The 17847-nt window shown below is 71.8% G+C and carries 14 protein-coding genes; 7 read left to right on the top strand and 7 right to left on the bottom strand.

Annotation, left to right across the window (positions count from 1 at the left end):
• Window positions 1-54: 54 nt before the first annotated feature.
• Window positions 55-1698 carry a DNA repair helicase XPB gene (locus tag VXC91_RS12015; protein ID WP_329507121.1) on the bottom strand — a complete coding sequence of 548 codons (1644 nt, stop codon included), beginning with the start codon at window positions 1696-1698 and terminating at the stop codon, window positions 55-57.
• Between the two features lie 67 nt (window positions 1699-1765).
• Complete coding sequence (locus VXC91_RS12010) at window positions 1766-4384, bottom strand: helicase-associated domain-containing protein (RefSeq protein WP_329507120.1); 2619 nt, start codon at window positions 4382-4384, stop codon at window positions 1766-1768.
• A 227-nt stretch (window positions 4385-4611) separates the two neighbouring features.
• Here VXC91_RS12010 and VXC91_RS12005 point away from each other — a divergent pair, with 227 nt between their 5' ends.
• Together VXC91_RS12005 and VXC91_RS12000 are read left to right on the top strand one after the other, a co-directional pair.
• Window positions 4612-5595, top strand: a complete 984-nt coding sequence (locus VXC91_RS12005) for a hypothetical protein (RefSeq protein WP_329507119.1) — start codon at window positions 4612-4614, stop codon at window positions 5593-5595.
• A gap of 73 nt (window positions 5596-5668) precedes the next feature.
• The gene (locus tag VXC91_RS12000; RefSeq protein WP_329507118.1) at window positions 5669-6304 is read left to right on the top strand and encodes an HAD family hydrolase; all 636 of its coding nucleotides are present in this window, start codon (window positions 5669-5671) and stop codon (window positions 6302-6304) included.
• Here the strand turns inward: VXC91_RS12000 and VXC91_RS11995 are convergent.
• A complete protein-coding gene (locus tag VXC91_RS11995; RefSeq protein WP_329507117.1) occupies window positions 6301-6552 on the bottom strand; it encodes a hypothetical protein in 252 nt (83 codons plus the stop codon). The genes VXC91_RS12000 and VXC91_RS11995 overlap by 4 nt on opposite strands.
• Before the next feature lie 366 nt (window positions 6553-6918).
• On the opposite strand from VXC91_RS11995, the gene VXC91_RS11990 reads away from it, so the two are divergent.
• Together VXC91_RS11990 and VXC91_RS11985 are read left to right on the top strand one after the other, a co-directional pair.
• Complete coding sequence (locus VXC91_RS11990) at window positions 6919-7215, top strand: serine integrase family protein (protein ID WP_329507116.1); 297 nt, start codon at window positions 6919-6921, stop codon at window positions 7213-7215.
• 920 nt (window positions 7216-8135) lie between these two features.
• A complete protein-coding gene (locus tag VXC91_RS11985) occupies window positions 8136-8519 on the top strand; it encodes a cold-shock protein (protein WP_329507115.1) in 384 nt (127 codons plus the stop codon).
• A 6-nt stretch (window positions 8520-8525) separates the two neighbouring features.
• Here the strand turns inward: VXC91_RS11985 and VXC91_RS11980 are convergent, their stop codons facing one another.
• The 4 genes from VXC91_RS11980 to VXC91_RS11965 all read right to left on the bottom strand — a co-directional run bounded on the left by VXC91_RS11980 (window position 8526) and on the right by VXC91_RS11965 (window position 12114).
• Window positions 8526-9419, bottom strand: a complete 894-nt coding sequence (locus tag VXC91_RS11980; RefSeq protein ID WP_329507114.1) for a 1,4-dihydroxy-6-naphthoate synthase — start codon at window positions 9417-9419, stop codon at window positions 8526-8528.
• Window positions 9403-10155, bottom strand: a complete 753-nt coding sequence (locus tag VXC91_RS11975; RefSeq protein WP_329507113.1) for a futalosine hydrolase — start codon at window positions 10153-10155, stop codon at window positions 9403-9405. The genes VXC91_RS11980 and VXC91_RS11975 overlap by 17 nt, the downstream gene beginning before the upstream one ends.
• On the bottom strand, window positions 10125-10592 hold the full coding sequence (locus VXC91_RS11970; protein WP_329507112.1) for a DUF2771 domain-containing protein: 468 nt from the start codon (window positions 10590-10592) through the stop codon (window positions 10125-10127). Before VXC91_RS11970 ends, VXC91_RS11975 begins: the two co-directional genes overlap by 31 nt.
• Window positions 10593-10686: 94 nt before the next feature.
• Entirely contained in the window at window positions 10687-12114 is a 1428-nt protein-coding gene (locus tag VXC91_RS11965) for an MFS transporter (protein WP_329507111.1), read from the bottom strand.
• A 456-nt stretch (window positions 12115-12570) separates the two neighbouring features.
• Here VXC91_RS11965 and VXC91_RS11960 point away from each other — a divergent pair, with 456 nt between their 5' ends.
• From VXC91_RS11960 to VXC91_RS11950, 3 genes are all read left to right on the top strand, one after another.
• Entirely contained in the window at window positions 12571-13497 is a 927-nt protein-coding gene (locus VXC91_RS11960) for a DUF3027 domain-containing protein (protein ID WP_329507110.1), read from the top strand.
• Between the two features lie 131 nt (window positions 13498-13628).
• On the top strand, window positions 13629-16748 hold the full coding sequence (locus VXC91_RS11955; RefSeq protein WP_329507109.1) for a sacsin N-terminal ATP-binding-like domain-containing protein: 3120 nt from the start codon (window positions 13629-13631) through the stop codon (window positions 16746-16748).
• Between the two features lie 235 nt (window positions 16749-16983).
• On the top strand, window positions 16984-17847 hold an 864-nt coding region (locus VXC91_RS11950), incomplete at its 3' end, for a hypothetical protein (RefSeq protein ID WP_329507108.1).

Genomic DNA, 17847 nt, shown 5'->3' with positions numbered 1-17847 from the left:
CTGACGGACCCTGACCGCGCGCACACCTCCTGTGGCTTCCTTTTTGCCGTGATCTCAGCTCTCGGCCAGCAGCTCGTCGGCGTCCACGATCCGGTAGGCGTACCCCTGTTCCGCCAGGAAGCGCTGGCGATGGGCGGCGAAGTCCTGGTCGATGGTGTCGCGGGCGACGACCGAGTAGAAGTGGGCCTGATGGCCGTCGGCCTTGGGCCGCAGCACCCGTCCGAGCCGCTGGGCCTCCTCCTGCCGGGACCCGAACGTCCCCGACACCTGGATGGCGACGGTCGCCTCGGGCAGGTCGATGGAGAAGTTGGCGACCTTGGAGACGACGAGCACGCTGATCTCGCCCTCGCGGAAGGCGTCGAAGAGCTTCTCGCGCTGGGCGTTGGTCGTCTCGCCCTTGATGACCGGCGCGTCCAGGTGTTCACCCAGCTCGTCCAACTGGTCGATGTACTGCCCGATGACGAGGATCTGCTGCCCGGCGAAGCGCCGCACCAGGGCCTCCGTCACCTTGCGCTTGGTGTCGGTGGTCGCACAGAACCGGTACTTCTCCTCCGTCTCGGCGGTGGCGTAGGCGAGCCGCTCGGAGTCGGTGAGGTTGACGCGCACCTCCACGCAGTCGGCGGGCGCGATGTACCCCTGGGCCTCGATCTCCTTCCACGGCGCGTCGAAGCGCTTGGGGCCGATGAGGGAGAACACGTCCGACTCGCGGCCGTCCTCGCGCACCAGCGTCGCCGTCAGCCCGAGCCGTCGCCGTGCCTGCAGGTCCGCCGTGAACTTGAAGACGGGCGCGGGCAGCAGGTGCACCTCGTCGTAGACGATGAGGCCCCAGTCGCGGGAGTCGAACAGCTCCAGATGCGGATAGACACCCTTGCGCTTGGTGGTGAGCACCTGGTAGGTGGCGATGGTGACCGGGCGGATCTCCTTCCGCGTGCCGGAGTACTCGCCGATCTCGTCCTCGGTGAGGGAGGTCCGCTTCACCAGCTCGTGTTTCCACTGCCGGGCGGAGACGGTGTTGGTGACCAGGATGAGAGTGGTGGACTTGGCCTGGGCCATCGATCCGGCGCCGACGAGCGTCTTGCCGGCGCCGCAGGGCAGCACGACGACCCCACTGCCGCCGTGCCAGAAGTTCTCCACGGCCTGCTTCTGGTAGGGGCGCAGCGCCCAGCTGTCCTCACGCAGTTCGATCGGGTGCGCCTCGCCGTCCACGTAGCCTGCGAGGTCCTCGGCGGGCCAGCCCAGCTTGAGCAGCATCTGCTTGATCTGCCCGCGTTCGGAGGGGTGGACGGCGACGGTGTCCTGGTCGATCCGGGCTCCGACCAGCGGGGCGATCCGCTTGGACCGGAGTACCTCCTCGAGCACCGGCCGGTCGGTGGTCGTCAGGACCAGGCCGTGAGCCGGGTGCTTGGTGAGGGTCAGCCGCCCGTACCGGTCCATGGTCTCGGCGATGTCGACGAGCAGCGCGTGCGGCACCGGATACCGGCTGTACTGCACGAGGGCGTCGACGACCTGCTCGGCGTCGTGCCCGGCGGCCCGCGCGTTCCACAGTCCGAGCGGGGTCACCCGGTAGGTGTGGATGTGCTCGGGCGCGCGCTCCAGTTCGGCGAACGGAGCGATGGCCCGACGGCAGTCGTCGGCCTGCTCGTGATCGACTTCGAGGAGCAGGGTCTTGTCGGACTGAACGATGAGCGGACCATTCACGCGCGGCACCCTTTCCGTGTGGCCAATCCATGCGGCCAAACGTCCAGTGTGCCTCATACGGGGGTGATCACAGTTGGTCGTCCGCGAGCTCTGCCACCCCGGTGACCCTGTGCAACGGGTAGGTGCGCACTTCGTCGGCCGTGTGGTCGTACGCGGTGACGAAGCCGCCGTCCACGCGGATGGGCGCGATGACGCGCTGGCTGGCGCTGCCCTCGGCGTTGACGTAGCCGATCCAGAGGGACTCGCCGGTGAGGACGGCGGCCTGCATGGTGGCGAGGGTCTCGGCCGAGGTCGTGCGGGGGAGGACACCGCCCGAGGCGGGGGCTCCCGTCGTCTTGCGCGGTGTCGTCGAGGCCAGGTCCCCCGCGCGGACGGCGCGGAGGGCCGCCGTCAGGAGGGTGGCGTCGGGGGTCGGGGGGCCCTCCGGGACCGGCTCGGGCGGGGTGCGGGGCGGAGTGCGGTGGGCGTGGGCGCGAGCGATCAGGACGTCGCCCTCCGCGGACTCGGCCGCCGGAGCGAAGCCCATCGCGCGCAGGCCGTCGAGGAGTACCGCCGGATCGGACTGGGCGGCCAGGACCGTCGGAGCCAGGCGGCGCAGGCGCAGGGCGGCCGAACGCTTGTCGGCGAGGATCTCGTTCAGCAGCGCGTCGTCGTCGCAGCGCAGGTATGCCGAGGCCGCGCCGACGCGCAGGTGCCCGTGCCGACGGGCCACGTCGTCGATCAGGTACGCGAGCGGCTGCGGGACCGGGGTGCGCGAGTGCGTGGCGAGGAACGCGTGCAGGTCGGACGCCGTACGGCCCGCGTCGAGGGCGCGGCGCACCGAGGCGGGCGTGAAACGGTAGACCGTCGCGCCGCCCTTGGACTCGACGTCCGCGAGCACGTCCAGCATGTCGGCCAGCGGCCGCTGCAAGGGGCCGGGCGCCACCGCCGTCAGGTCCGCCTGGAGCAGGACGTGGTCCAGGGGCTCGGGGAGCAGTGGGGCGAGCAGACGCGCGGCGCGGGAGGCGGCGGCCGTCTGCTCGCCTGCGGTGAGGGGCTCGTGCGGGGTGGGGCGATGGTGCTGCCGGTGGACGGGGAGCTTGTCGCCCGGACCGGTCGGCTCGGCGGCCGGCGTGTGGTCCGGGCGCTCGCCGAGCAGGGCGCGGCCGTGCGCGGACAGGGCGCCGCCGCCCGTGACGCCCAGCAGTTCCGCCTCGGACAGCGCCCACTGGGCGAGCCGGGTGCGCAGGTCGTCGGCCGCGGGCCGGTCGCCGCGCAGGGGGCGTTCCCAGCGGAGGCGGGTCAGGACGGATTCCTGCACGGGGGAGGCACCCTCGGCAAGACCGGCCAGCAAGGTCAGGACACGGTGGCGGACCTCCGGCGCGGCCGAGCGGTCCAGGCCCGGGCCGAGCGCGGAGAGCGCACGGTCCTTCGCGTCCCGGCCGCCGACGAGCCCCGGGGTGCGGGTCGCGGTCAGCCAGGCGGTGGCCAGCCGGGTCCAGCGTTCGGCGGGGGGAAGTTCCAGCCACTCGTCGTACGCGGGGGTCGCCGCGTACTGCTCGTCAGCCTCGCCGTCGGACGCCAACAGGCCCGCTGCGTAGGAGAGTTCGACCCAGAAAGCGGCTACGGGCTCGGACACGTCGAGCGCCACGGCCGTCCGCTTCAGGTCCCGCACGCTCAGGCCGCCCGCGCGCAGCACCGACGGACCGCCCTCGTCCCAGTCCTTCAGGAGCTCCTCGACGGTGGCGAGCGCGGTGTAGGCCTGGCCTGCCGCGGTCGCGTCCACCATCTGTGGACGGTGGCCGGCGGCCTCGACCGCGGGCGGCAACGGCTCGGTGTGGCGGTGCGCCCGGCCGGAACGCAGGTGCAGGGCCACCTCGCGAGGCAGGACGACCGTGCCCGGGGACGGGGGTCTCCCCTGCTCGAGCGAGGCCGAGGATCTGGGAGAGGGCAGCAGCAGACCGCGGTCCAGGAGCCAGCGCAGGCGTGGCGCGGGGTTCGGGGTGACCTGGCCGTACGGCGGACCCCACACCAGGCGGGACAGCACCTCCAGGGACTCGGCCGGGGCCCTTTCGAGGAGTGCGGACATACGGGCGCGGTCGCTGAACAGGCCGGAGAGGGAGGCCATGGCGGACACGGCGTCGTGCGTGGTCGGCAGCCCGGCCGCGGTCAGGATCTCCTGGATCCGGCCCGGGGACATGCCGGCGGCGGCTTCCGCGACGGTGGGGCCGAGGCCGGTGGGCGAGGGGTGCTGCGGGGACGGCGCGAGCAGTTCCCGGGCCGCGCGGACGAGCCGGAGCCGGTCGTCGGCGCCCCAGACGAGGGCCTGGTCGCGCAGCGTGGCGAGGGCGCGGGGCAGCGCCTCGGTGACGACGGGGTCGGCCTCCGGTCCGTCGTCACCGGCCATCAGACCGAGGAGTTCGTCGTACGACGCAGGGTCCCCCGCCACGGCCAGGGCCTCCGCGGTCTGCAGGGCGAACCGGTCGAGGCGTTCCAGCGCACGGACGACGCTCGCCCGGGTGGCGGCCCGGGTGGCGAGCTGGGTGAGGTCGGTGGGGACGGGGGTGATGAGGTCCGGGCGGGCCCGCAGGAGCGCGGACAGGGAGACGTCGTCCCGCGCGCGCAGGGACTCGGCCAGCGAGCGCGGTGCGGCGGCGCCGCTGCCCGTGCCCGGCGGTTCCTTGCGTGAGCGCTCCTCGGGGGTCATCCGGTCAACGGTAGCGGGTGTTGTCGCGGTGATGCGGAGGTGCACACCGTTCAGCCGGGTCGGGGTGCGGCCGGCACGCCGTGGGGCCCTCCGCTCGAGCGAAGCCGGGCGCGGGGAGGTCGAGGAGGGGGCTGCGCGGGCCGATCCGGGGGCTGGGGGCATATCCCCCGGGGACGGTTCGCGGGGGATACGGTACGTCTCAAAGGGGCCCACCGCGGAGGGGATTCGTGGGGATCGAGAGCGACCAACTGGTCTTCGACTACCTGAGCCGAGTCGGGGACCTGGCCCATCAGCGTCAGCTGCCGTCGGTCGCGCGCATGAGGCTCGTGTCCGAACTGCGCAACGAGATCGACCGCCGGCGGGCGAAGTCCCCGGTCGACAGCCCGGCCGCCGTCCGCCGCATCCTCGCTCGCCTCGGTACGCCCGACGAGGTCGTCGCCGCCGCGTCCGAGGGCGCCCCCGGAGCGGGCTCCGAGAGCCGTCCGGCCGCCGTCCCCGCGCAGCGCGCGACCGACTCCGAGGACCGCCCCAAGGGCCTGCGCCGCGTGGTGCCCCGCCCCCGCCCCGCCGAGCCCGGTCCCGCGGACACCTCCGGCAACGCCCCTTCCCCGCCCCATCTGGCCGGTGCACACGAACTCGGCGACAGCGCCACCCAGCCGGACTGGTGGCGGGTGGAGGGCGGGGCCGGCGCCGCGTTCGGGCTCGGTGACGCCGTCCCCGGGTTCGTCGGTGGCGTGGAGATTCCCGAGCTGCTGAAACCGCCGCCCGGTGACACGCCGAAGCCGGAGGCCACGAAGGCCCTCGAGCCCGCCGTGGAAACCGCTCCCGCCGCCGAGGAGGGGGCCGCACCGCGTCGCCGGCTGTTCCGTCTCACCGGGCGGCGCAACCCGCTGCTGCTCCTTGCCGCCGTACTTCTCCTCGCCGGCGCCGTGCTCGGCAACTGGATCGCCCTCGGCCTCGGCTGGCTCATCGCCTGGGCGTCCCGCAGGCTGAGCCCCGCCGAGTCCAAGTGGGCCGTCATGGGCGTGCCCGGCCTGGCGGCGGCCGCCGGCACCATCTGGCTCTGGGGCCGCACGAGTGGCCGCTGGGGGACGCCCATCGCCGAGGGGCATATGAACGAGGCGATCGGCCAGACCTGGCCCTGGGTGATCCGGGGCGCCGCCGTCGTCTCCGCTCTGTACCTCACCTGGCGCGCCCGGCGCGCCAGGTGAGAGACACGGCGGGCCGGGGCGGCACAGGTGACCCTGCCCCGGCCCGCCGACGCCACCTGGGACAATCGCCCATATGACCTCTCGCGCCCTGACCGTCGGCTTCGACCTCGACATGACGCTCATCGACTCCCGGCCCGGTATTCACGCCTGTTATCAGGCGCTTTCCGCGCGTACTGGGACGTACATCGACGCCGATCTGGCCATCACCCGGCTCGGTCCGCCGCTGGAGGACGAACTGGTCAACTGGTTCCCCGCGGACCGGATCGCAGCCGCCGCCGACCTCTACCGCGAGATGTACCCCGCCGTCGCCATCGCCGCGACGCCCGCCATGCCCGGGGCCCGTCCGGCGATCGGGGCCGTGCGGGCGGCCGGCGGGCGCGCGATCGTCGTGACCGCCAAGTACGAGCCCAACGCCAAGCTGCACCTGGAGCACCTGGGCATCGAGCCCGACGCGGTGATCGGCGACCTGTGGGCGGAGCGGAAGGCGGAGGCGCTGATCGAACACGGTGCGGCCGTCTATGTCGGCGACCACGTCGGGGACGTCCGCGGCGCCCGCGGCGCCGAGGCGGTCTCCGTCGCCGTCGCCACGGGCCCCTGCACCGCCGACGAGTTGCGGGCCGCGGGTGCGGACGTCGTCCTCACCGCCCTCACCGAGTTCCCCGCCTGGCTGGGCGCGTACGTATCCGGTGACGGCGGGCCGAGGGCCTAGGACCGGACCTCGCGCGCCCGCCTGCGGCCCTCCGCGATCGACTGGAGCACCCCCGCCCCGGCCAACAGGAAGCCCACGGCCATGAGCATGCTCAGACCGAACATGTAGGTCGGGAAAGGCTTCGTCCCGAGCAGCATCGGGGCCACTGTGACCAAAGTGGCCAGGGCTCCGACGAAGAAGACGATGGCACCGGCACGGATGAGTCGGTCGCCGGCCGCGGCGGAGTTCGCTTGGGTTTTGTCACGCACCGGACCAGGGTAGTTCCCAGCGCCAGGAACAACTCGGCGACGCCTTGTCACCAACCCCTGGACTCGGACGGCTCCTCGTCGATCGAGTGACAGCGTGGCGTGATCCGACACCACGTCAGCTCTCCTGCCCTGTCCGGCGTCCTGGTGGGAGAGGCACACGGACGTGTCCGGCTCGATGAGCCCCTTCAAGCGGCCCAAGCCGGGGAAGTGGCTCACGTCCCAGGCCGATGAGTTCGACGCGATCATTGCCGCCAGGATGGACCGGCTTTGAGCTACTGGAGTGGGCGCAGCAACACGGCAAGTTCATCGTCTGCGCAGCGGAAGGGTTCGACCTCTCAATTCCCCCAAGGGAAGGTGACGGCTCGGATGACGGCCGTCTTCGCTGAGGCTGAGCGGGACACCAGCCAAGCCCGCATCCTCAACGGTGTACAGAGCCGTCTGGAGAACCGTTCATGGCTCACAGGTGCTCCGGCTACCGGCTACCGGATCAAAGGCGTAGAGGGCGGGAAGCGGAAGGTTCTGGAGATAGACCAGGACTTCCACCCCGACGGAGAAGAGGTCTTCCGGCATGTTCGAGAGGGACAGTCCACACACCGCATTGCCCGAGACTTCAACGGCCGTGGCGTACTGACGTGGGGCGTCCATCTGCGGAAGCTGAGATGACCAGCGAGAACCTGTCGTTCTTCCTGAGAAACCTCTGACGTCCATGGATGAATGGACAGAATTGGTGGCCAGGATCAGGGCCGCTCCCAAGACTGGCAACTCGGAGGAAACAGAAAGCCGGACCGGGGGAAGGAGTCTGCTTGCTGGTACTGCTCGCTGCGGCTCTCAGGACTCCTTACGCCACGTGGCGTAAGGAGAAGTCGGCTTTGCCACAGCTTGACCTGGTGAATGGGTACGGTCGTGCGAGGAATCTCAAGCCGTGTTGGTGTTCATCATTACTGCTCCGGGGTTCGTGGTGAATGGCTCTCGCTGCGTCGCGCCTTCTGTTCTGTATTCATGATCCCATGGGTGCATGGAATGGCGGTGGGAGCCCAGGGCAGCAAAAAGGCCCAGGAATACGGAGACGCTCTCTGAGTCCAGGAAGCTCTGTTGAAGGTTCCTCAGTCCCTGGTCTGCTTGTCCGGCGTTCGCCGTAGCCGCCATGGCGTCCATCGAGTCCATGTCGACCGGCTGTCCTGGCCCGATGGTCCTGATCGTTCTCCTGTTCTGTCTCATGTGTCCAGCTCCGTCCTCTCTGTCACCCATCACCCCAGTTCTGTAGCAACCTTCGTGTCGTCTCTTGATCGAATCGACCGTCATCACTGAGGATCTGCTCGGTGGCCAAGGCTCGTAAGGTCAAGGGGGAGAGCATCAGTGCCATTGCCGAGGCTCTCGGAGTCTCCCGCGTGACTCTCTACCGGCACATCGGTTGGCCGTCACACTTCCCTCACTCATCCGAGCCGCTGTCCCGCCACACCAGGCGCATAGAGGCTCAGGTCCGTTTTAAGGCGTGTTCCCCTGGAGAGACCCCCGGTAAGGTGGTTCAACGGCAGTTCAAGGGCGTCCGGGCATGTCCAGGACGGATCGAGGGAGCGTGTGCTTTGCCGACTGGCAAGGTCAAGTGGTTCAACAACGAGAAGGGCTTCGGCTTTCTCTCCCGCGACGACGGCGGCGACGTCTTCGTCCATTCCTCGGTACTTCCCGCCGGAGTCGATTCCCTGAAGCCGGGACAGCGCGTGGAGTTCGGAGTCGTCGCGGGCCAGCGCGGCGACCAGGCGCTGTCGGTCAGCCTCCTGGACCCGACGCCGTCGGTCGCCGCGGCGCAGCGCAAGAAGCCGGACGAACTGGCGTCCATTGTCCAGGACCTGACGACCCTCCTGGAGAACATCACCCCGATGCTCGAGAAGGGCCGCTACCCCGACAAGGCCTCCGGCAAGAAGATCGCGGGGCTGCTGCGCGCGGTCGCCGACCAGCTGGACGTCTGATCCCGGTCAGGGGAAGACGAGCGCGTCCGGGCCGAGGGGCGGTACGAGTCCCTCGGCCGCCGCACGTGTGAGCAGGCCCCGGACCGCCGCGTAGCCGTCCTCGCCCAGGTCGGCGGTGAATTCGTTCACGTACAGCCCGATGTGCTGGTCCGCCACCGCGGGGTCCATCTCCTGCGCGTGCTCCATGACGTACGCGCGCGACGCCTCGGGGTCGTCCCAGGCCGCGCGCACGGAGGTACGGGCGGAGTCGGCGAGGAGCTTCAGCGTGTCCGCGCCCAGCGAGCGCTTGGCGATGATCGCACCCAGCGGGATCGGCAGGCCGGTGGTGTCCTCCCAGTGCTCGCCCATGTCGGCGAGCTTGTGCAGCCCGTAGTTCTGGAATGTGAATCGCGCCTCGTGGATGACGAGCCCCGCGTCGACCTTGCCGTCCCGCACGGCCGGCATGATCTCGTGGAACGGCATGACGACGATCTCGCCGACGTCGCCGGGCACGGTGTCCGCGGCCCAGAGCCGGAAGAGCAGATACGCCGTCGACTTCTCGCTGGGCACGGCGACCGTCCGGCCGGTGAGTCCCCCGAGCTCTCGGCTTCGCTCGAGCTGGGAGGTACCCCCGGTCCCCGGCTCGCGGGTCAGTACCAGCGGGCCGCAGCCGCGGCCTAGCGCGCCGCCGCACGGCAGCAGGGCGTACTCGTCGAGGACGTACGGCAGGACGGCGTACGACACCTTCAGTACGTCGAACTCGCCGCGCTCCGCCATGCCGTTGGTGATGTCGATGTCGGCGAAGGTGACGTCGAGGGCGGGCGCGCCCGGGACACGGCCGTGCGCCCACGCGTCGAAGACGAAGGTGTCGTTCGGGCAGGGCGAGTAGGCGATCCGGAGGGGCTCATTGGTTGCGGTCATGCTGTGTCCAACTCTCCAAAACGGGCGCGAGCTTCCCGAAACCCTCGGTGAGGGCCGCGAGGGCGTCGCCGATGCGCCAGGCGACGCGGTCGCGCGGGCCGACGGGATTGGAGACGGCGCGGATCTCCACGACGGGCGTGCCGTGCGCGGCGGCCGCCTCGGCGACGCCGAACCCCTCCATCGCCTCGGCGAGCGCATGGGGGTGCCGGGAGCGCAGCTCCGCGGCGCGCGCGGCGCTTCCGGTCACGGTCGAGACCGTGAGTACGCCTCCTGTGAGCGCGCCGGTGGCGGCGGCGAGGTCTCGTACGAGTGATTCCGGTGGCCGGTGACCGACGGTGCCGAAGCCGAGCTCGGTGACGGGCAGAAATCCGTCAGGAGTCTCGGCGCCGAGGTCGGCGGCGACGATGTCGTCGGCGACGACGAGCGAGCCGACGGGCGCATGTGGCGCGAAACCGCCTGCGATGCCGGCGCAGACCACGAGGTCGTAGGGAGCGCCCCGCAGGGCTGCGGCGGTGAGCGCGGAGGCGGTGGAGGAGGCGGCGAGGGCGGGGCCCACGCCGGCCGCGACGAGGTCCAGGGTGCCGGTGCGGTGCAGGGTGCGCCCCGGGAGAGTGACCTCTACGACCGGTGATGTGAACGCCTCGGCCACCGCGTCCCGTTCGACCGGGACCGCGGTGGCGACCAGGACATGTGCGCGGGACGTGATCAGGAAGCCTTCTCGAGCTTGAAGGACCACAGACCCGTCACCTTGTTCTCGCCCTCCTTGATCGAGACGAGGGTGGAGTTGCCGCTCGCTCCGTACTGCGCGTTGAAGAACACACTGCCGGGGATCGTGCGGTAGGTCTTCTTGCTGGACTCGGTCAGCGGCTGACCGTTCATCAGGATCGTCCAGCCCTGGTCCGCGATGCTCGGGTCCACGCCGAGGCGGACCGTGTCATCGGGGTCGACCTTGATCGACTTGATGTCCTTGGACTTCTGGTCGAGGCACGGCGCCGCCTGCGCGGTGGTGATTTCCTTGCCGTCGTTGTAGCAGTCGGTCTCGGTGCTCACGGAGTCCGTACCGACCGTGACGGTGGCCAGCGGCGTCGGCTTGTTACAGGCGGACAGCAGGAGAAGTCCGGCGGAGACGGCGCCGAGGGCGGCTACGGCGCGGCGGGAACGCAGTGCGGTCATGGCCGAAGGTTATCGGGCACGTCCGGCCCACTCGCCACGTGGGGTGCGCGACGTGCCGCGCACTCGTGCGATCAGGTGCCGCACGCCCCGCCGGTCAGGCAACCCGCGGCGCGGAGGCGCCGCCATGCCGGGCCGAGGCGAGCAGGCCCCGCAGGGTCGCCAGCCAGCCCAGGGCGACGATCGCGGCGCCCACCGAGAGCCCGAGCACCCCGTTCAGCGGCAGCGCGATGCCGATTGCTCCGCCCAGCACCCAGGCCACCTGCAGCAGGGTCTCGGAGCGCGCGAACGCGGAGGTGCGGACCCGCTCCGGCACGTCCCGCTGGATCAGCGCGTCCAGCGACAGCTTGGCCAGGGCCTGGGCGAACCCGGCGACCGCCGCGAGAGACGCGACCAGGAAGGCGCCGAAGAAGATCGCCGCGGTGATCGCGGCGCCCAGCACCATCGCGACGACCGTCACGATGATCACTTCGGGTGCGCGGGATTTCAGCCAGGCGCCGACGGCCGTGCCCAGCGCGTTCCCCGCACCCGCCGAGACGCCGACGATGCCGAGGGACACCGCCGCGCTCTCTCCCGCGAGCGGCTGCTCGCGCAGCAGGAAGGCCAGGAAGAAGATCAGGAACCCGGACAGGCAGCGCAGCGAGGCGTTGGCGCCCAGGGCGTGCGTGACGGCGGGGCCGACGGTGCGCAGCCCGGGGCGGCGCAGGGTCCTGCTGCGGTGCGGCCCGTGCAGGTGCTCGGCGTCGGCGGCGAGCAGCGCGATGTCCTCGCCCTTGGCGGAGTCGACCTTCGGCGGCAGCGAGAACGACAGGAACGTACCCGCGACGAAGATCACGAAGGCGCCGTACAGCGTCCAGCTCGGGCCTATGGCGTGCAGCCCGGCGCCGATCGGAGCGGCCACGCCGGTGGCGAGCAGGCCGCTGAGGGTGACCCGGGAGTTGGCCTTCACGAGGGAGAAACGGGGCGGCAGCAGCCGTGGCACCACGGCGCTGCGGACGACGCCGTACGCCTTGGACGCGACAAGGACGCCGAGCGCGGCCGGGTACAGCTCGAGTCCGCCGGCCGCGACCGCTCCGGAGATGATCAGCGCGAGCAGGGCACGGGCGAGCATCGCGCCCGCCATCGCGGCCCTGCGCCCGTGCGGGAGGCGGTCCAGGAGCGGGCCGATCACCGGGGCCAGGACCGTGAACGGGGCCATGGTGATGGCGAGGTAGAGCGCGACGCGTCCCCGGGCCTCGTCGGTCGGCACGGAGAAGAAGACGGTGGAGGCCAGGGCGACAGTGATCATCACGTCGCCCGCGCCGTTCACGGCGTGCAGCTCGATCAGCTTGCCGAGCCCGGACTCGCCCGCACCGTGCGCGTGGGTGGCCTTGCGGATGCCGCGGGCGGCGCCGGTGACGGGCAGGCGCAGGGCGCGGCCGACCGCGCGGACGGACCCGCCGAACCGGCCCGAACCGCCACTCCGGCTGCGTCCCTTGACCCCGTTGACCCCGGCGGTTCCCTGGGACGACCTCGCGGCTGCCACCCCGTCATAGTGCCCCGAGAACGGCAGGGGTAGTGCGGTTACCGCGCGTACGTGACGGAGTGGCGTCGTGCCGGGGCCCGGGCGGCGCCGGGGTTTCAGGATTATGTGGTGCGGCGCCGCGGGAGCCGGGCGGCCGGGGGTACGGAACAGACCAATCGTGTCCGAGGCCCGCGAGCCGTCGCTGCGAGGCCTTCGACCGGTGTGCGGAGGACCGCACTCCGCGAAAGTCGAGCGACTCGGTGTGGGCCCAGCGGCCAGGAGAAGGTAGCGTGCGTAGCGCGCCGTGGCGATCGTTCTCGGCCGCGCGCCTCTCATCCATCCCGCAGAATGGGTGGTGTAGGTGTGCCCGAGCGCGATCGGGTGCGGACGTCGACGCGGCCCACTGGTCCGCTCCGTCCGTGCCCCCAGCCGAGGAAGGGCGCACCCGTGAGACGGCGTAGGAGAGAAGCGATACCCGTGAGCGCAGCGACAACGCGAAGCCGCACCCCCGACCGCCTGTGCGCCGAGGCGGTCGACCTCGCACGCGCCGCCGCCGAGGAGACGGCCGCGCCAGGTGTCGTCGGCGAGCACGTCGGGATGGTGTCCGAGGGAGATCGCGTGGTCACGCACTTCTTCGAGTGCAAGGAGCTCGGGTACCGGGGCTGGCGCTGGGCGGTGACGGTCGCCCGGGCGTCGCGCGCGAAGGTGGTCACGCTCGACGAGACGGTGCTGTTGCCCGGGTCCGACGCGCTGCTCGCCCCGGAGTGGGTGCCGTGGAGCGAGCGACTGCGGCCCGGTGATCTGGGCCCCGGCGATCTGCTGCCGACGGACGCCGAGGATCTGCGCCTGGAGCCCGGGTTCTCCGGCGAGGAGGAGCCGCCGCCGAACGCCGCGGTGTCCGGGGAGATGGCGGAGCTGGTCGAGGCGGAGGACGCGGAGGTGACCGGAGGGGTCCCGGCGAACCTGCCGATCGCGCCGACGCGTGGATCGATCGCGGCCGTGGCCGAGGAATTGGGCATGGGCCGGGCCAGAGTGCTGTCCCGCTACGGACTGCACACGGCGGCGGACCGCTGGGAGGACGCGTTCGGGCCGAAGACCCCGATGGCCCAGGCGGCGCCCGCGACCTGCGTCAGCTGCGCCTTCCTGGTGCCGGTGGGCGGCTCGCTGGGGCAGGCCTTCGGCGTGTGCGCCAACGAGTTCTCCCCGGCGGACGGCCGCATGGTCTCCCTGTCCTACGGCTGCGGCGCGCACTCGGAGGCGGCGGTCATGCCCAAGACCCCGCGGCCTGCCCCTCCGGTGGTCGACGAGACGAGGGTGGAGCCGTTCCCGCTGCGGCCGTCCCCCGACTCGGGCTCGGTGCCGGCGGTGTCGGACGAGTCGTCGGCGGAGCTGGGGCACTCCTGACGGGAGTGCCCGAACGTCCCCCGGGAGGGTCCGGGGCGGCGACCACCTCGGCCGACGGCGCATTCCGCCGTCCACGGCGCCCCCGGCGCACGGTACCTTCGTCCCGCACGCGCTGAGAGGGAGAGTGAACCGTGAGCAAGTTCGTGCAGCCGGCGGCCGAGGGCGCGGACCCCTTTGGGACGGCGCGCCTGCGGCGCGGTGTGCTGGACGCCTGGGCCACCAGCCCGGCCCGGTTCCGTGAGGACGCCAACGCCGAGGAGGACCTGGTACTCGGGGGCTACCGCGACCGCCTGGTCGTCGAGCTCGCGCAGAACGCCGCCGACGCGGCGGCCCGGGCCCGGGTCCCCGGCAGGTTCCGGCTCACCCTCCGTGACGGGGTGCTCGTCGCGGCCAATACGGGCGCGCCCCTCGATGCGGCCGGCGTCGAGTCGCTGTCCACCTTGCGGGCCTCCGCCAAGCGCGAAAGTCACGAAACCACCGTCGGCCGCTTCGGCGTCGGCTTTGCGGCCGTCCTCGCCGTCAGCGACGAACCCGCCGTGGTCGGCCGGCACGGCGGAGTCCGCTGGTCCCTGGCCGAGGCCCGCGCACTGGCCGAGGAGACCGCCGGGCACAGCCGGGGCCTCGGCGACGAGATCCGCCGACGCGACGGCCATGTGCCGCTGCTCAGGTTGCCATTCGCCGCCGAGGGCACCGCTCCGGACCCGTACGACACCGTCGTCATCCTCCCGCTGCGCGACACGGCCGCCGCCGACCTCGCAGAACGTCTCCTCCAGGCCGTCGACGACGCTCTCCTCCTCGCCCTGCCCGGACTCGAGGAGGTCGTCGTCGAGATCGAGGGCGCCGGCCCGCGCACCCTGCGCCGTCGCACCGACGGCACCGACACGGTCGTCGAGGACTCCCGCGAGGGCACCACCCGCTGGCGCACCGTCTCCCGGCACGGCCCCCTCACCCCGGATCTCCTCGTCGACCGCCCGGTCGAGGAGCGGCTGCGCCCCCACTGGTCCGTCACCTGGGCCGTTCCCGTGAACACCGACGGCACCCCGGCCCGGCCCCGTACCGCCCCGGTCGTGCACGCCCCCACGCCCAGCGACGAGGCGCTCGGCGTGCCCGCCCTGCTCATCGCCTCGTTCCCGCTGGACACCACCCGGCGTCACGCCGCACCGGGTCCGCTGACCGGCTTCCTGGTGGAGCGCGCGGCCGACGCGTACGCCGAACTCCTCGCCGCCTGGCGCCCGGTGACGTCCGGCGCCATCGACCTGGTTCCCGGTCCGCTCGGCAAGGGGGAGCTGGACGGTGTGCTGCGCCAGGCGGTCCTGGACCGGCTGCCGCGCACCGCGTTCCTGCCGCCCGCCAACGACGCGGGCGACGACTCCGAGCTGCCCGAGGCGCTGCGTCCGCGGGACGCCGAGATCGTGGAGGGTGCGGGCGCCGACACGGTCCGGGTGCTTGCCGAGGTGCTGCCCAGTCTGCTGCCCGCGGGTCTGGAACGCCGCGTGGAGCTGCGGACGTTGGGGGTCGCCCGAGTGCCTCTGACGGAGGCCGTCGACCGGCTGGCGGGACTCGAGAAGGAGCCCGACTGGTGGTGGCGGCTGTACGACAGCCTGGCCGGGGTCGACCCGGACCGGCTCTCCGGGCTGCCCGTGCCGCTTGCCGACGGGCGTACGACCATCGGGCCCCGGCAGATCCTGCTGCCCAGCGTGGACGGGCCGCCGGTGGCGCCCGACGTCCTTGCCCGCCTGGGCCTGAAGGTCGCGCATCCGGACGCATCCCACCCCCTTCTGGAGAAGCTGGGTTCCCTTCCGGCCACGCCGCGCGCCGTACTCACCACCCCGCAGGTGCGGGCCGCCGTCGCCGCCTCCCTCGACGACGAGGGTCCGGGCTGGGACCAGGAGGGTCTGGAGACCGAGGAGCTGGCCGACAGCGTGCTCGCCCTTGTCCGTGCCGCCGGGCTCGAGCCTGGTGAGGAACCCTGGCTCGGCGCTCTCGCCCTGCCCGACGAGGACGGCGAACTCGCGCCCGCCGGTGAACTCGTCCTGCCCGGCAGCCCCTTCGCAGGCGTGATGCGGGAGGGTGAACTCGCCTTCGTGGACGCCGAGGTGGCCGAGCGCTGGGGCGAACAGCCGCTGGCCGCCTGCGGGGTGCTCGCGAACTTCTCCCTCGTCCGTGCCACCGACGTGGTGCTCGACCCGGACGAACTGGAGCCCCGCGACTCGGACTTCGCCGAACCCGATGACGTCGGGCTCCTCGACGCCGTCGACGTCTGGTGCGAGGACGTCCTCGACCGGTTGCCCGACACCCCGGTACCGCCGGTGGCGACCGAGATCGTGGCCGTGCGCGACCTCGACCTCGTCGACGACGATCGCTGGCCCCAGGCCCTGGCCCTGCTCTCGCAGCCCCCGCTGCGGGACGCGCTCACCCAGCCCGTGCGGATCCTGCTGCCGGACGGCACCCACGAGATCGTGCGGCCGTACACGGCCTGGTGGCTGCGCGGTCATCCGGTGCTCGACAGGCGGCGCCCCGCCGGTCTGCGCGCCGCGGGCGGCGACCCCCTGCTGCATGGTCTGTACGACGAGGCCGACGCGACCGGCTTCGAGGACGAGCAGGTGCTGCGCGCCCTCGGGGTACGGACGTCCGTGGCCGCCCTGCTCGACGAGCCCGGCGGTGCCGCCGAGCTGCTCGACCGGCTCGCCGGCCCCGAGCGCCACGTCTCGGCCGCCCAGCTCCACGCCCTGTACGGGGCCCTGGCCGATCTGGACCCGGAGCAGGTGACCCTGCCGGACGAACTGCGCGCAGTCGTCGACGGCCGGGTGACCGTCGTGGACGCCGCCGACGCGGTGGTGGTCGACTCGCCCGATCTGCTGCCGTTCACCGAGGGCGTTCCACTGCTGCCCGTGCGTCCGGCGCGAGCCGCCGATCTTGCGGAGTTGTTCCAGGTGCGGCGGCTGAGCGAGTCGGTGACGGGCCAGGTCACCTCCGAGGGCGTCGAGCACGACGTGCCGGAGTCCGTGCGGGTGCTGCTCGGCGCCGCCACCCCCGCGTCGTACGTCGAGCACGAGGAACTCGTCGTCGACGAGGTGGAGATCGACTGGCGTCTCACCGCGGACGGTGTGCTTCATGCCGCCACTCTGGAAGGCGTCGCCGCAGGGCTCGCCTGGGCGGCGGGGCAGTGGCCGCGCCGCTTCGAGGTCGCCGCGCTGCTGGAGGACCCCTCCCGCACCGAGGAACTGGCCCGGGACCGCTGGTTCGACTGAGGCCTGGAAGCCGTCTGCCGGAGCCGCCGGGCGATTTCCGCGGCTGCGGTGGACGGGGTACGGGACCGTACCGCCGGGGGGAGGGGCGGCCAACGGCAATGCAAAGACAAAATGAACGAGGTTCGTACAACCTTCCGTTGCGGTCGGGGATCTTCTCACCGAGTCAACAGACTCACCACAATCGGGCGCCACGTGAAGCCAACCCGTGGGCCCCTTTCTCCACTTGGGGAACGCAATGCGTATTCGTGCCACTGTGGCCGCCGCTTCCGGCGCCCTGGCTCTCTCCGCTCTTGCCGTCCCGGCCGCGCACGCCGACGGTTCCGCCGCGTCCTACCGCGAGGGCGCCGCGAAGGTCCTGCAGGCCGCCCACGCCACCTCCGGCATGACCGCGTTCACCGCCGCGGCGCCCGCCGCCGGCGAGCCCTATGCCCTGAACGCCACCTTCTCCAACCTGAAGATCGGCAAGGCGTACAAGGTCGGCACCACCAACCACGTCGCGTTCTCGGTCTCGTACACCCTGACGCACGGCGCCGACGTCGACATCACCGCGTCCGACTTCCAGACCGGCCCTTACATCTACAAGGGCTCGTACAGCACCCCGAGCAACATGCTCGTCGGTGACAAGCCGGCCACCTGCACCGCCACCTCGTCGACCGTCGCCACCTGCAAGGGCAACATCGACGTCTACCCGGCCGAAGGCGAGCTCCTCAACTCGGACGCGGGCTCCTGGAGCGCCGGTGCACTGGCGATCGCCTGGAACGGCCAGGACCCGAGCAGCAGCACCTTCGACATCACCAAGGTCGGGTACGCCGACCAGGGCGGTCTCGGCACCACCCTCATCCAGCGCAACTCCACGCTGACCGTCAACGCCGGTCCGGAGCCGGTCGTCAAGGGCAGGACCCTGACGGCCACGGGCAAGCTGAGCCGTGCCAACTGGGAGGACAACAAGTACCACGGCTACACCAAGCAGCCGGTCAAGCTGCAGTTCCGCAAGGCGGGCACGAGCACGTACACCACCGTCAAGACGGTGTACTCGGACTCGTACGGCAATGTGAAGACGACCACCACCGCAAATTACGACGGCTACTGGCGTTTCAGC

It is taken from the genome of Streptomyces chiangmaiensis (genome assembly GCF_036281785.1).
In the GTDB taxonomy this organism is placed as follows: domain Bacteria; phylum Actinomycetota; class Actinomycetes; order Streptomycetales; family Streptomycetaceae; genus Streptomyces; species Streptomyces chiangmaiensis.
The sequence above is the reverse complement of the archived record's forward strand: the minus strand, read 5'-3'. Positions and strand labels throughout refer to the sequence as shown.